The organism is Arcicella sp. (genome assembly GCF_964672035.1).
Genome location: NZ_CBABQS010000093.1, coordinates 1 through 15,623, shown reverse-complemented (window position 1 = coordinate 15,623; position 15,623 = coordinate 1). Strand labels below are relative to the sequence as shown.

Annotated in this window: 10 protein-coding genes; 7 read left to right on the top strand and 3 right to left on the bottom strand. The window is 36.1% G+C overall.

The features are described from left to right. The 3 genes from AC1W31_RS18140 to AC1W31_RS18130 form a co-directional block, all read right to left on the bottom strand. The coding region (locus tag AC1W31_RS18140; protein WP_481735906.1) for a phytoene/squalene synthase family protein at nucleotides 1-434 on the bottom strand (434 nt) is incomplete at its 3' end. 79 nt (nucleotides 435-513) lie between these two features. Beyond that, nucleotides 514-1,980 carry a phytoene desaturase family protein gene (locus AC1W31_RS18135; RefSeq protein ID WP_481735905.1) on the bottom strand — a complete coding sequence of 489 codons (1,467 nt, stop codon included), beginning with the start codon at nucleotides 1,978-1,980 and terminating at the stop codon, nucleotides 514-516. 193 nt (nucleotides 1,981-2,173) lie between these two features. Then, nucleotides 2,174-3,400, bottom strand: coding sequence for an NADP-dependent isocitrate dehydrogenase (locus tag AC1W31_RS18130; RefSeq protein ID WP_481735904.1), 1,227 nt, complete (start codon nucleotides 3,398-3,400; stop codon nucleotides 2,174-2,176). A 375-nt stretch (nucleotides 3,401-3,775) separates the two neighbouring features. On the opposite strand from AC1W31_RS18130, the gene AC1W31_RS18125 reads away from it, so the two are divergent. The 7 genes from AC1W31_RS18125 to AC1W31_RS18095 form a co-directional block, all read left to right on the top strand. Next, nucleotides 3,776-5,287, top strand: a complete 1,512-nt coding sequence (locus AC1W31_RS18125) for a S8 family peptidase (RefSeq protein ID WP_481735903.1) — start codon at nucleotides 3,776-3,778, stop codon at nucleotides 5,285-5,287. Nucleotides 5,288-5,371: 84 nt separating this feature from the next. Then, complete coding sequence (locus AC1W31_RS18120; RefSeq protein WP_481735902.1) at nucleotides 5,372-8,077, top strand: CHAT domain-containing protein; 2,706 nt, start codon at nucleotides 5,372-5,374, stop codon at nucleotides 8,075-8,077. Nucleotides 8,078-8,217: 140 nt separating this feature from the next. Then, nucleotides 8,218-9,381, top strand: coding sequence for a hypothetical protein (locus AC1W31_RS18115; protein WP_481735901.1), 1,164 nt, complete (start codon nucleotides 8,218-8,220; stop codon nucleotides 9,379-9,381). Between the two features lie 159 nt (nucleotides 9,382-9,540). Further along, nucleotides 9,541-10,770, top strand: coding sequence for a hypothetical protein (locus AC1W31_RS18110; protein ID WP_481735900.1), 1,230 nt, complete (start codon nucleotides 9,541-9,543; stop codon nucleotides 10,768-10,770). A 20-nt stretch (nucleotides 10,771-10,790) separates the two neighbouring features. Next, a complete protein-coding gene (locus AC1W31_RS18105; RefSeq protein WP_481735899.1) occupies nucleotides 10,791-11,342 on the top strand; it encodes an RNA polymerase sigma factor in 552 nt (183 codons plus the stop codon). Next, a complete protein-coding gene (locus AC1W31_RS18100) occupies nucleotides 11,329-13,002 on the top strand; it encodes a hypothetical protein (protein ID WP_481735898.1) in 1,674 nt (557 codons plus the stop codon). The genes AC1W31_RS18105 and AC1W31_RS18100 overlap by 14 nt, the downstream gene beginning before the upstream one ends. A gap of 321 nt (nucleotides 13,003-13,323) precedes the next feature. Next, a partial coding sequence (locus tag AC1W31_RS18095; protein ID WP_481735897.1) for a M1 family metallopeptidase occupies nucleotides 13,324-15,623 on the top strand: 2,300 nt, incomplete at its 3' end.

The window sequence follows — 15,623 nt, the reverse complement described above, 5'->3', positions numbered from 1 at the left end:
CCTTCACAAAAAACCCGTAAACACATCAATCCCACAACCTCCGCCGAACCATAAATATAGGCTTCGTAACCTTCTTGATTATAATCTGCGTAATATAAATCCATTTCCATTGAGTGCAAAAATGCCTCAATCAATTCATGGTCAATTTTATATTTATTGACAATTAATTGAAAAGAATGTAATACAGGATTCAAACTCACACCTTCTTCAATAGCAACATAAGTATCTGACTTAAAACGACTTAAAAGCGTTTTTTTATCATATCCTTCAAAAGTGTCCACAATTTCATCGGCATAGCGAACAAACCCATAAATTGCATAAATGGGCAAATGAAAGCGTTTATCTAAGGTCTTGATGCCCAGCGTAAATGAGGTACTGTAATGCTCGGTAATGACCTTACTACATTCGAGGGTTGTTTTTGTATATAAATCCATTGCTTTATCGTAGGGGCGTATCGCATACACCCGTTGGTATGTTCTTCCGAAAGGGCGTATGCGATGCGCCCCTACGACATTATTTATTCTCTTTCTCAACTTCCTCCGCAACTACCAATCCCGAAATCAGTGAGGGTGGAACGCCAGGCCCTGGCACGGTTAATTGTCCTGTGTAGTAAAGGTTTTTTACTTTTTTGCTCTTCAACGTTGGTTTCAAAAGAGCCGTTTGCATCAGCGTATTTGCTAATCCGTAAGCATTTCCTTTAAAAGCGTTATAATCACTTTTGAAATCTGAATGAGCATAACTTCTTTTATAAACTATTGAATCTCTGATATTTACACCACAATATTTTTCTAAACGCTCCATAATCATATGATAATATTTCTCACGGATTTCGTCGGTATCTTCTAAATCAGGGGCTACGGGAATTAATAAAAATAAATTCTCACATCCTTCGGGAGCAATACTATTGTCAGTTTTTGAAGGAGCAGAAGCATAAAATAAAGGTTTTGATGGCCACTTTGGTTCAGTGTAAATCTCGTGGGCGTGGATTTTAAAGTCTTCGTCAAAGAAAAGGTTGTGATGTAGTAATTTCGGTATTCTTTTGTTAACTCCCAAATAAAATAATAAAGAGGATGGAGCCATCACTCGTTTATCCCAATATTTTTCATCATAATTTCTAAACTCCTCCCCTACTAACTTATCCTCCACGTGATGATAATCGGCACTTGCTACTATAATATCAGCCGTAAAATCTCCATCATTGGTTATAACTTTATCAACTTTATTTCCTTGAATATCAATCTTTTCTACGTTTTTATTCAGTAAAATTTTTACGCCTTTTTCTTCTGCCAAAGCCACCATTCCTTTCACAATTTGGTGCATCCCACCCATCGGATACCACGTGCCATTTTGCATTTCAGCGTAATTCATTAGGCTATACATCGCAGGCGTATTTTCGGGCGTTGCACCCAAAAAAAGGATAGGAAACTCCATGATTTTCAAGATTTTTTCGTCCTGAAAAAACTTGCGAATATGGGAAGAAAAAGATTGAAAAACGTCCAATCGAGTTACGTCGTAAAGTAACTTCAAACTCAAAAATTCGGTAATGCTTCTCGAAGGTTTCCACACAAAATTGTTGATGCCTACGTCATATTTATATTCCGCCTGACGCATAAATTCTTGGAATTTCGCCCGACTTCCCACTTCCATTGATTCAAATAAATCCCCTAATTTTTCGACTCCTGCGGGTAAATTAATCGTTTCATTGCCTTCCAAAATAACAGCGTAAGAAGGGTCAAGACGTACTAAGTCGTAATAATCGGATACTTTTTTACCAAATTGGGCAAAGTAGTTTTCGAAAATATCGGGCATCCAGTACCAACTCGGCCCCATATCGAAAGTAAAACCTTCTGCTTCAAAAACCCTCGCACGTCCGCCTGCCACACTATTTTTCTCTAAAATGGTAACGTCATGCCCTTTGTCTGCCAAACTCGTAGCCGCCGCCAAACCCGAAAATCCTGAACCGATAACTATTACTTTCATGTATTTTTAAATTCCTTATTATGGATAAATGTTTAACAAATATACGTGAGGTTTGTTTTTGAATTGAGATAAAAAACACATTTTGAGTTATCGTAATTTAATAAACAAAAACCCCACAAGATTCTAAAATCTCATGGGGTTTTATATTTTCGTAGTAATTCACTAAATCACAAATTACTAACTCGTAAATAAATTACGCCAAAGCTGCTTTCAAATTCTCATCAATTGCATCCAAAAAATCTTGTGTGTTTAGGTAATGCTCACCCAAAGTAACTTTATTTCCATGAATACAAATGGCTAAATCTTTCGTCATTTTTCCTGATTCTACTGTCTCAACACAAACTCTTTCTAAAGTTTGGCAGAAGTCGATAAGGGCTTGATTTTCGTCTAATTTACCTCTGAATTCTAATCCACGAGTCCATGCGAAGATCGAAGCGATTGGATTAGTTGAAGTTGGTTTTCCCGCTTGGTGGTCACGATAATGACGTGTAACCGTTCCGTGAGCTGCTTCTGCTTCCATCACCGTTCCGTCTGGTGTAATCAATACTGAAGTCATCAAACCTAATGAACCAAATCCTTGCGCAACGGTATCTGATTGAACGTCTCCGTCGTAGTTTTTACATGCCCAAACAAAATTTCCGTTCCATTTCAAGGCAGAAGCTACCATATCGTCAATCAAACGATGTTCGTAAACAATTCCTTTGGCATCGTATTCTGCTTTGTAATCTGCTTGGAAAATTTCTTCAAAAATATCTTTGAAACGACCATCGTATTTTTTCAAGATGGTGTTTTTTGTTGATAAATATAATGGCCATCCTTTGCTTAATGCCATTTTGAAACATGAATGAGCAAATCCACGGATTGATTCATCTACGTTATACATTCCCATGGCGATACCGCTCGATTTGAAGTCATAAACATCAAATTCTTGTACAGATCCATCCACGCCTTCAAACTTCATCGTCAATTTTCCTGGGCCATTTACCACAAAATCAGTTGCACGGTATTGATCTCCAAAAGCGTGACGACCAATCATGATTGGGGCAGTCCAGTTGGGTACTAATCTTGGAACGTTAGCACAAACGATTGGCTCACGGAAAACAGTACCGTCCAAAATGTTACGAATTGTTCCGTTTGGTGATTTCCACATTTGTTTCAAATTAAACTCTTTTACACGAGCTTCATCTGGTGTGATAGTGGCACATTTGATACCTACACCGTACTTTTTGATTGCTTCTGCAGCATCAATCGTTACTTGGTCGTTGGTTTCGTCACGGTATTCCATTCCTAAATCGTAGTATTTGATATCTACGTCCAAATATGGAACAATTAACTTATCCTTAATAAATTTCCAGATAATTCGAGTCATTTCATCGCCATCAAGTTCGACGACGGGGTTGGCAACTTTAATTTTTTCCATTTGTGAAATTATGCTATTGTTTTTCGTTCGGTGAGCGGTTAAGCTCTTTTTGATTAAATTCTGGGGTTTTGACCAGTTTTAATTTTCCGCAAAGGTACGGAATGAATTAATACGGTGTAAAGAAGATGTAAATAATAACAGAAATGCAAAAAAAAAGTCAAATTTTTATATTTTTTGAAAGTTTGTAAACCCGCTTTTGTTTGATTGACGACACAGTAAACGTATCAATAAGTTTTAACCGTTAAATAAGTAATAGCCAATACTTTATTGCTACGGTAGATAAAATCATATCTTAGAATATGTTTACCATATTTCATTTTTTTCGACTAAATCCACAAACAGTTTTATCAAATTAAACCCTTTAAATGAACTATTATGAGACGACTACTGATACTTATTTTAATCCTGCTGGTATTATTTTCACTTTTCTTTTATTTTTCGTTGGGTTCAAGGCCACAAATAATTGGTGAGGAAGATAAAAACCCAGTAGTATCGACACCCTTAGATTCCACCATCAAAAATAATTCAGTTTATGCCTCTTATGTGTATGTAACAGGGACAGGATACGTTTTAAGAGACCGAAGACTTGTACTTTTGGTGGGCGAAGATACCGCAAAGTTTCGTCAAGCAGATGCTATTAAAAAAGTAGAAAAAGAGTTGGAAAACTACTGGAAGTGGCGCATTCTCTCTGGTGATAGAAGCCTCGAACAATTGTTGTCTAAAACAGGTAATACTTTTAAAAATCGTGAAGGTCAACAAGAAAGCAAAAAGAATTTATTTAGCAGAATTTTTGATGTTTTCAAAGTAGCCGATGCTATAAATGTGGTTCGAGATGCTAATAAAACCTGTAATTGTGATGATAATTTAATCTTATTATCAGGTCCAGATTTACATTTAGTTAATACAATCTTGAATCCTGATAGTCCAATTGTAGGAACAGGTACGGGGGCTGCTGTTGATGGAGATGCTGAAAATAATGGTAACATATTTGGCAAAGCAAATTGGAAACAAGATCAATTCCTTAAACTCCCACAAAAAGAACCCCAAAGTGGTGATGGAAAAAATGGTTCGTTTATCGTTGGGATTATTGATTCGGGGATAGATTTTGGTGTTATTCAAAAGCGTACTTATCAAAGTTCTGGAGCCAATAATGAAGTGATGATTACACCAAAAATTGAATCGTCATTAAATTATAATTTTATGAAGAATAGTAAGGAAGTGATTGATTCGGTAAAATATAAACACGGTACCAATATAGCTCGTATTATTGTTAAAAATACTACTTCCGAGAAAGTGCGAATTGTAGCTTTGAAAACATTTGACCAGAATAAAGTAGGGAATCTTTATGATAATTTGTGTGCAATTCTATATGCCATTAAACATGATATGAAAGTTGTAAATGCAAGTTGGGGTGCTTCACTAAAAGAATCAACTCCCGCTTTTGATGAAGTTTTGAGACGTGCAAAAGCGGCAAATATGATAGTGGTGTGTTCGGCAGGAAATAAGCACGAAAATATTGATTTACATCCTTATTTTCCAGCATGTTATGCCGATCACTCTGAATTAGGTAGCCATGTATTGAGCGTTACCAGTAAAAAAATAGTTCCTAATTATAAGTCTTCAAGTTCGGATTCGATTTCAATTTGTCAGAATTGGTCACTTTCAGGTAAAAAGATTGATTTTGTTGTGAGAGCCAATTCAGATTGTCAACACGGAATTCCTGATGCTTTTGGGGGTTCAACCATGAGTTTTCAGAGAGGTACTTCTTATGCTGCTCCATACGTAACGGCGAATGTAATTGAATATTTATTAGCACATCCAGGAGGGTTTTCAAAAAGTGAATATAAAAGTTCGATTCCCGCAATTAGCGATATAAGTAATTATTAGTAATTTTCCGAAACTTCTTTTTTCCTTCCTATAAATGTCTTAAATTGAGGCAATTACAATATTTTTGCCTCAATTTAAGATACGATGAAAAAATTATACTTACTGATTCCTTTCCTGTTTTTTACCTATTTTTCTTCCCTGGCAGATTGTCCAACTGCTAAGGGGGTTTGGGTTTCGCTACGGTCAATTCTAAAAAAATCTAATAATCAGCTTGAACTTATCAAGATAAGAAATATTTGCCGTGGATGTAAAATTGATGATTCTACCTATGTATTTGTTCTTCAAAAAATAGCTGAGAATTATGTTTCTCAACAAGATTATATCAATGCAAATACCCTTATTCAAGAAGCAATTAATTTAAATTCTTCCCATCAAAACAATATTATTAACGCTGATATTGTGGATAATTATTACTTATTGGCTAAAATTTTGGATGGGCAAGGTAATTATCAAAAAGCCCTTGAAGCGTATGATTATTGCATTATTTTAATTAAAAAACATCCCGAAAAAGCGAAACTATTTTCTCAAATCTATTCCCGAAAAACAAATATTTTTATTAAAAAAGGAGATTTTGAGCAAGCTATTATTCAAGCTAATATTGGCGTTAATATAGCTCAAAAAAATTCCGATGAAACTTCTCTATCAAAATGCTTGCTTGAACGAGCAAAAGCATTCACAATTACGGGCAAAAAAGAAGAAGCAAAAAATGATTTAGAGAGAGCTTTACTAATTAATAAAACACAGCAAATTGACCAATTACCGTATACGTATTCGTGTTTTGCCGAATTTTTTCTTTCGGATAAAAAATATCAAGAAGCCATTAAATATTATGCAAAAGCCCAAGAAATTTATCGAGTTCATCCAAATGATGATGCTTACTCAACCAATTTTATTGCCATCGGCTTTAGTCAATACAACTTACAAGAGTATGATAATTCTTTAAGAAATTACCAAAATGCCTTACAATTAATGAAACGCCCCTATATGAAAGTGCTTATTTTAGATAATATCGCCGCCGCCTACTGGATGAAAAAAGACTATCCAAAAGCCTTTGAATATTATCAAAAAGCTCTTTCAGTTGCTCCAATTGGATTTAAATCAAAAAATTCTTTCGATAATCCAACGGCAACGAGTTTAATAATTGCTGATTTTAAAACATACTATCTAACTACCCTCAAAGACAAAGCCGATACTTGGCTCGAATACTACCAAACCACCAAACAAAAGGAAGACCTCAAAATTGCGCTTAACACCTATGTAACTGCCGATAAACTCATTGATATGATGCGTTTTGAGCATACGGGAACGCAATCAAAATTGTATTGGCGAAATAAAACGCACCACCTGTATATCCAAGCCATCGAGACTTGCTTTTTATTGAAAGATTATGAAAAAGCCTTCTATTTTTTCGAGAAAAGTAAAGCTGTTTTACTGAATGACCAATTGAATAGCTTGAGTGCTAATCAACAACTTTCTGCCCTTGATTTAGCCCAAGAAAAAGGCTTTCAACAGAGTATCAAAGAACTCAATAAAAAAATTACTTCGGAGCCTGAAAATTCAAAAAATTATGCTTCTCTACAAGCACAATTATTGGAACAGCAAGAAAAAAAAGACCAATTTGTCAAGACCTTAGAAACCAAAAATCCTACTTATTTCAAGTATAAATATGATACAACCATGGTGTCGTTGGATAAGGTTAAAAAATATCTCGCCAAAGACCAAACTGTGTTGGAGTATTTCATGGGCGATGATGCCATTTATGCCCTTATTATCTCATCCAAAAAAACTGATTTACAGAAAATTCCTTTGCTTGATTATTCCAAAAATGCGAAACAATTTTTGGCTTATTGTACTGATAATCAGAAAATTAATCAAAATTTTCAAGATTTTTTAGCGATAAGTAATCAAATTTACCAACAAACATTTCGGTATTTGAACGTACAAAAAGGGCGATTGATCATTACCCAAGATGGCTATTTTCTTCCCTTCGAGGCCTTGAGCAAATCATCTAAACGAGCGGAATATTTACTGAATGATTATGCCATTTCTTATACTTACTCCGTACAATTTTTACTTAAAAACTTAGGTGAAAAATCATTTTCCTTTAGCCATAAATTTATGGGAATGTCGCCCGTAAATTATAGTAAAAATTTGAATCAAACCAGTTTATTGGGTTCGGATATTTCACTCTCGGAAGTAGCCTCAAACTTTATTTTTGGGAAAAATTTTTCCGTAAAAGAAGCCACAAAGAGTGCTTTTTTGAGTAATGCCAAAGATTACAAAATCGTCCACTTATACACCCACGCTCAAGCCGATAGCACCGACCAAGAACCGATGATTTATTTTGCGGATTCGGTCTTGAAATTATCCGAATTAAATGCTTTAGAACGTTTCAAAACGCAACTTTTGGTACTTTCAGCTTGTAAAACGGCCGTGGGTAAAAACGCCAAAGGAGAAGGAATTTTGAGCCTTTCCAGAGGTTTTGCATCGCTGGGAATTCCTGCTACTTTAACCACGCTTTGGAGTGTAGAAAACCAATCAACTTATACGCTTAATGAGCTGTTTTACAGATATTTAGCCCAAGGTTATCCAAAAGATATTTCTCTACAAAAAGCAAAAATCGAGTTCCTTCAAAGTCAATCGGGCGAAAAACAATTGCCTACTTTTTGGGCAGCAGCTGTGCTCGTGGGCGACGCTGAAGCGGTTTCTTTGCCTAATAATTGGCTTTATTTAGTAGTACTGGGATTAGTCAGTTTGCTTGGGTTTTGGTGGTATCAAACGAGAACGTAGGCTGGGTTTTGAACCCAGCCTACGTTAAATTATTGGTATAAGTCAAAAAATAAATCTCCCCATGCAACCCTTTCCTGTTTTGTTCTTGTCTTGTTTTTGTAGCTACAAAATTTACCAACTCTTTTAAAAAATTACAAAACATGAAAAAGCTTCTTTTAATACTTTCAATAACCAGTTTAGGTTTATTGAATGCTTGTACAGAAAAGATAGACCCTGCCATTCAATCACAGCCTTCAACCCTGGATAATACAACGGCAGCCAGAATTTCGACTTCAATTAAAACAGCATATCCGTCAGCCACCAATCTTTCTATTTCAACCATCGACGATAAGAAAATTTTTGGTGTTGATTTTAGTGTGAATGGTGTGTCACACGAGGGTTGCATTTCAGCTTCGGGTCAAATTCTGAGTGATTATAAATCTGCGGATAGTACAAGCCTTCCAAGTGCGATAAAAACCTATCTTCAAACTACTTATGCAGGCTACAAACTCGAAAAAGTAGCCGTTGGAAAAGATGCTTTAGGCAAAGTTTCTACGAAGGTTATGATTGGATTTAACGACCAAAGAATTACGATTATTTTTGATGAAAATAATGTAGCAACTGCCACTTTTATCGAACCTAAAAATAAGGTTGGCGGGAATAAAAATAAGGTTTTTACCGCTAAACTGGCAGATTTACCTGCCAATATTCAAAGCCAACTAACGGGTTATGAATTTGTGGGAGCGGTCATTAAAGATAATTCAGACAATACGCAAAAAACGTATTTTGTTACCGCAAAAAAAGACGGAATTCTCTACGAATTCACGTATGACAATGACGGTAAATTAGTTAAAACAGAATCATTTGACCCCAATAAAAAACCCGAAATTAAGGAGTTGAAATTGACTGATTTTCCTACAGTTATTCAAGATTATTTGACCACTAATTACGCTGATTGGAAATTTGAAAAAGGAGCAATTATCACTAAAAGTGCAATTACGGATTCTTACACAATTATCATTTCAAAAGATAAGAAATTAACCCGTTTAACTTTTGATAAGGATGGAAAATTTGTAAAAGCCACCGAAACGCCTATCATTCAATTGCCAAAAATTGAAGTTAAAGAATTGATTGCCAATGATATACCACAAGTTATCAAAGATTATTTAACCAAAACGTATGCTGGTTGGATATTGATTAAAGGTAATATTACGTTGAAAGATGGGGTGGCAGAAACCTATTACGTAAATATCACCGTTGGCACCGACAAATATCAAGTATTGTTTGATAAAGATGGTAAGTTTTTATTGGCTAAACGAGGATAAATCAGAGGAGGAAGGGAAACAGGAGAAAGGGAGGAATGGTTAGAGAAAATTTGCTTCTTTTAATTTCTTCCTTTTCTCCTTTCTCCCTCACTCCCCTTCTCTTTTCCTCCTTTCATTATTATGAAATTTTTTTATAAAATACTGATAATAAACACGTTGATGTTTTCATTGTGGGCTTGTGATGAAATTAAACAAGTCCCTGATCCAAAACCTCCCGTGGTGGAAACCCCATTGAATAGTACTACCATTCTCTATACCCAATCCAACAACTTTGTCGCTTTTGATACTAAAAATTTACTGAACAAAGTCCAAGGGTTTTCGTCTCTGAAAGTTGAATCTACCCCTAAATTTGGGCTTATGTATTTCAATAAAAATGGATTATTGGTTTATAAAGCCGATTCTACCAAAGCTGAAGCCACCGAAATCCTAATTTACAAGGCGCTCAATACCGATTCCAACAAAGATAAAAGAGATACCCTCAAAATTATTATTACTTCTGATTTCTCGAAAACGCCTTGTAATGCTGGCGTAATTCCTGATTTCTTTCCTGTAAAAATTAATACACCAACGATACTAAATGTACTAAAAAACGACCGTTTTTGTAGTTCAATTCTGGATTCTACAACGCTGGAAGTGGTCGAAAAACCAGTGTTGGGACTGGCAATCGTTGAAAATAATCGCATAAAATATACCCCAAAAATTGGCTCAGAAACGGATGATTATTTTCTGTACCGTGTATGTACGGGTGGCACAACGCCCGTGTGTATGATTGCGGGTGTGCGAGTGGATATTCAAGGAAATATATGCAAAACAATATTGGTGCCCGACTTACTAATTATGTACAAAAATACTATTAATACGCAGATAATCAAGGTATTAGACAATGACAGAATTTGTGATAATTACAATAAAAAGAGTTTGAATATTACCGTTCAACCACGTTTTGGAACGGCAATTGTTAACAAAAATTACGAAATTGAATATACACAAACTGCCAATAAGCCCGCCTTTGATGGTTTAGAATACAGTATTTTGGATAAAAATGGCAAGAATCCATTGCGAATGTTAGTTGAGATTTATATTCGTGAAATACCAAACTGTAAAGCGGAGATTAAAAATGGCGAAATGGAATTATCGGTAACTCAAACAAAAGAAAATGAAATCGAAATTCCGTATAGTTTATTCGTTGCATCTTGCGTTGAAATAAAGGGTGCCAATTTTGAAGCGCAACCAACCTTCGGAATCTTACGAATTGATGGTAAAAAAATATTATATAAACTGAAATCTCCCACAGATTTAAAAGAACGAAATGACCAATTTAAATTCATCGTTACTACTGCCAATGGAGATACTTTGAAAGCAAATTTTACGATTAGAATAAAAAAATAAAAGTACCTCACCCCCAACAAATGATTAACGAACAGGAATTAGTTAGAGCCTGCCAAAATAACGACCGTAAAGCCCAGACTACCTTTTATAATCTCTATAAAGGCAAGATGATGGGTGTTTGCCGTCGCTATACCCGCACGCCCGACGAAGCCGAAGACGTTTATCAAGAAGCATTTGTCAAAATTTTCAACAACATCAAATCCCTCGAAAAAGCGGGTGCGGTGGGTGCTTGGGTACGCAAAACCGTTGTCAATACTGCCATCAATTATTATCACGCAAATCTGAAATTTCAACAAAATACCGATTATGAAGACATTTTACACAGCAACGATGATTACCCCAATTTGTTGGCAAGCCTTTCAAACGAAGAATTGCTAACATTGATTAACCAATTGCCCGACGGATACCGAATGGTTTTTAACCTCTATGTAATTGACGGTTATAGTCACTCAGAAATCGGTAAAATGTTGGGAGTCAGTGAGAATACGTCAAAATCGCAACTCTCACGGGCGAAAGAACTGCTTAGAAAGCAATTAAAACCCTTGGGAATTATCAGCTATGAACGCACATAACAACGAAAGTGACCCTTTAGAGAACGTGTTCAGAGATAGATTCGCTGATTTTGAATCTGAACCCGACACTCAACTTTGGCAAAGAATAAAGCCTCAACTCCCCGTGAATCCCATGAGGAAATTCCCTTATTGGCAAACCTCTGTGGTAATGATGTTATTACTATTGGTAGGTTTATGGACATATCGTGAAAAATATTCTGATGACGTTGTGACGAAGTCAGACGATAGTAAGCCGGAGAAGATTGCCAAGTCAGAAGTTAATCAAATAAAGAAAAGAATGTCGTCTGACTATCGTCTGACAGAACCAAATCCTACACAAAATTTAGACACTAAATACTTGACTACTAATGATTTAATGAAAAATACAACTAAGAATATAAAATCAGGAAATCATATAAACATTATTGAGTTACCTCCGTTGTTGTCTGTGTCTTCACAGACAACCAAAAGCATTGATAAACCAGCATTGCTCGAAAAGACTATTGAAACTATAAAGTTGTCAGTGTCTCCACTTACAACCGACAAGGTACAACCTATACAAAATAATGAAGATAAAGATTTAACTGTTAATGATTTGACAAAAAATACGGCTAATCATATAGACGTAAAATCAAAAGAAAAGGCATATACTGAAAAGCCATGGTTGAAAGAATCGTTTGCGTGGATAGAGACAACGGCGGAAAATAAAACCAAAAAAACTTCATTATTTTCAAACCCTAATACAACCACTGAACAAGCAAATACGTCATTAGAAAAGGGAAAAGAAATAATAGCAAAGGAGAAAAATAATTTTTCAAATAATAGTAATGGCAGGTTAAACCTTTTTTCTGCGAACAACTCTAATAAAAAACTGGGAATAATTTCGGAGAATGTCAGCAATAATTCAAATATCTCAAGCGTATTCTCGGGTGGAAAACAAGTTTCGGGATTGAATAAAAATTACTTAGTAATCTTAGATCCAAAGTCATATAGTTTGCTAAGAAATCATTTCAAAACACCTCGATTAAAGTTTGTCGTTGCTACTAAAAAAGATGATTATTTTAAGGAAAGGAAACCCTTAGAAATGTATGCAAGTGTGATGCCCCTGTTAAATTATTATACCATTACGCCCAATGGTAACGATGCCAATTATGTTCATAGCATTGCCGTTAATAATGATGATGATAGACTGGGATTTTATACGCAAGCAGGGGTAATTTTTACGCTTTCAAACAAGTTTAAACTTAGAACCGGACTAACTTTTACGAAGACAAATCATAGTATCAATTACCAAATCAGAACCGACTCTTTAGTTGTACAACCATCTGATAACAAAGGTGTTGATGTAAGTTTTGCTGAATTAAATAAGACTTATTCACAATCGGCAAACTACTTAGGCACAAAAATTGAAGTACAATATATATTCTTAGAAGGGGAAGCCCTTACGCATTACTTGAACGTAGGTTTGGAAGGAGCATACAGATTGAACGGCATAAAGCAGTTTAATGGATTTGCCAATTTTGCTTACGGTGTAACCCGCCAAATTGGAGACAATGCTTACTTATTTATTGAACCAACTTTTAGTTATTCATTAAATCAACAAAGTGATAATAATTCTTTCTTATTAGTAAAACCCAATAAAATAGGATTCAATATTGGGGTAAACTTTAAAATTAAATAAAATGAAAAATGTTCTAAACTTTTGCTGGAAAATAGTCGCTTGTACGGTGCTAATTTTTGTGGGATTAACAGTCGCAATCTTTGATGGCGATGTTCATAAATTATAATTCTCTTTTGTGGTGATTGGGATGAATGGCTGGTGCTTGCACTGGCCATTTTTTTTTGTAAATTTGAGTAAATAAATTAGACCACAGATGAACCCGCAACGGAGTTGGGATTAGAAGGATTTACACGGATAAAATTTTAAAAAATTAGTGTAAATCTGTTAAATTCCTGTCATCCGTGGTCTCAACATTTTTAAACATCATCAACCAACTTAACAATGACTCGTAAAACCCTCCTGCTGGGCTTCGTTCTTTTGACAGCCTCAATCTTTAACTTATTAGCGCAACAACCTGCTGCTAATCAGTACAATAGCAATAATCGTTTTGAACAAATAGGTTCAATGTTGCCAACGCCAAATTCTTACCGTGCTGCTTCGGGCGCTCCTGGAAAAGACTATTGGCAAAACCGTGCTGACTATGACATCAAGGCAGAATTAGACGACCAAAACCAATCCATGACGGCTTCGGAGATGATTACCTACAAAAATGCTTCGCCCGATGAATTGCGTTATTTATGGGTGCAATTAGACCAAAATAATTTTAAAAAAGGCGGAATTGCTCAATTGACTTCCACTTCTTCATTGAACGATAAAGGAACAACTTTTGGTCGTTTAGCAAATACTGCGGGTGTACTTGCCACGAAAGAATACGGTTATAATATTTTGGCGGTAAAAGATAAAATGGGCAATCCATTAAAATTTACCATCAATGAAACCATGATGCGAGTTGATTTGCCAACGCCCATGAAAACGGGTACAAGCTTTTCATTTTCAGTTGATTGGAGTTTTAATATTGTGGATGCTCTTGCTACTCGGGCAAGAAGTGGCTATGAATTTTTTCCGAAAGATGGTAATTATTTATACGAACTTGCACAGTGGTTTCCACGTATGTGCGTGTATGATGACGTGAACGGCTGGCAACACAAACAGTTTTTGGGTCAGGGCGAATTTACGGTTCCTTTTGGGGATTATAAAGTGTCAATCACAGTACCAAATGATTTTGTGGTTATGGGAACGGGTGAATTGCAAAATGCCTCTCAAGTACTTTCTGCGGCGCAAATGAAACGTATGGAAAGTGCAAAAACTGCCACTCGCCCCGTGATGATTGTTAATCAAGAAGAAGCAACGGCCTCTGAAAAAGCGAAGCCAACAGGTAAAAAAACGTGGAATTTTGCGGCTCAAAACGTCAGAGATTTTGCTTTTGCAGGTTCTCGTAAATTCCTGTGGGATGCCATGCAAGTGGAAGTTGAAGGTAAAAAAGTGTGGGCGATGTCGGCATTTCCAAAAGAAGCGATGCCACTTTGGGGTAAATATTCGACTATGTTAGTAGCTCATACTTTACGTTCGTATTCAAAACACACCATTGCGTATCCGTATCCAGTAGCGCAGTCGGTTCATGGGCCTGTGGGTGGCATGGAATATCCGATGATTTCGTTCAATGGAGCAAGACCAGAAGAAGATGGAACGTATTCAGAAGGTACTAAAAATTTCTTGATTGGTGTAGTTATCCACGAAGTTGGACATAATTTCTTCCCAATGATTATTAATTCAGACGAAAGACAATGGTCTTGGATGGATGAAGGTTTGAATACTTTTTGTGAGGAACTTGCTGAAAAAGAGTGGGATAGAGATTTTGATACTCGTGGTACACCACAAGCAATTGTGGGTTATATGAGTACGGATAAAACCCAACAAATGCCCATTATGTCAAGTTCAGATAACATTATGGCGTTTGGACCAAATGCGTACTCAAAACCTGCGGCGGCTTTGACAGCTCTTCGTGAAACCGTGATGGGACGTGAATTATTTGACCATGCTTTCAAGGAATATGCTCGTCGTTGGGCTTTCAAACACCCAACACCACAAGATTTTTTCCGCACCATGGAAGATGCTTCGGGCGTGGATTTAGACTGGTTTTGGAAAGGTTGGTTCTACGGGGTTGAGCCTGTGGATTTATCGTTGGATAACGTAGAATGGTTCGGAATTGACAACGCTACGCCAATAGCCAAAAACGAAAAAGCAAGAGCCGAAGCAGATGCTAAGCGTCAGACAATGAGCAATATCCGTAATAAAAAGGATATTCCAAAAACAGTGGTAGAAGAGAATCCAGACATGAAAGATTTTTATAACACGTATGATAAATTTGCGACTTCCGAATCCGACAAAAAGCGTTTCGACCAAACAATGGCGGGCTTGGCAGAAGACGAAAAGAAGTTAGTAGATTCAAACAAAAATTTCTACGTATTGAACATCAAAAATACGGGAGGTTTGGTAAGTCCAGTGATTGTGAAAATGAATTTTGAAGACGGAACGGACGAAGTAATAAGAATCCCAGCGGAGATTTGGCGTTTAAATGATAAAGAAATCAAGAAGGTAATTCCAACGGATAAGAAGGTTGTAAAATGGACATTAGACCCATTTTTCGAGACGGCAGATATTGACACAAAAACTAATGTTTTCCCACGTGAACCAGAGCAACCAACTCGTTTTCAAGTATTTAAACAAACTCGCCCAGCGCA

Excerpts from the sequence above, each read along its gene's own strand:
- AC1W31_RS18135 (WP_481735905.1), bottom strand. The coding sequence starts at position 1,980 with ATGAAAGTAATAGTTATCGGTTCAGGATTTTCGGGTTTGGCGGCGGCT.
- AC1W31_RS18130 (WP_481735904.1), bottom strand. The coding sequence starts at position 3,400 with ATGGAAAAAATTAAAGTTGCCAACCCCGTCGTCGAACTTGATGGCGAT.
- AC1W31_RS18125 (WP_481735903.1), top strand. The coding sequence starts at position 3,776 with ATGAGACGACTACTGATACTTATTTTAATCCTGCTGGTATTATTTTCA.
- AC1W31_RS18120 (WP_481735902.1), top strand. The coding sequence starts at position 5,372 with ATGAAAAAATTATACTTACTGATTCCTTTCCTGTTTTTTACCTATTTT.
- AC1W31_RS18115 (WP_481735901.1), top strand. The coding sequence starts at position 8,218 with ATGAAAAAGCTTCTTTTAATACTTTCAATAACCAGTTTAGGTTTATTG.
- AC1W31_RS18110 (WP_481735900.1), top strand. The coding sequence starts at position 9,541 with ATGTTTTCATTGTGGGCTTGTGATGAAATTAAACAAGTCCCTGATCCA.
- AC1W31_RS18105 (WP_481735899.1), top strand. The coding sequence starts at position 10,791 with ATGATTAACGAACAGGAATTAGTTAGAGCCTGCCAAAATAACGACCGT.
- AC1W31_RS18100 (WP_481735898.1), top strand. The coding sequence starts at position 11,329 with ATGAACGCACATAACAACGAAAGTGACCCTTTAGAGAACGTGTTCAGA.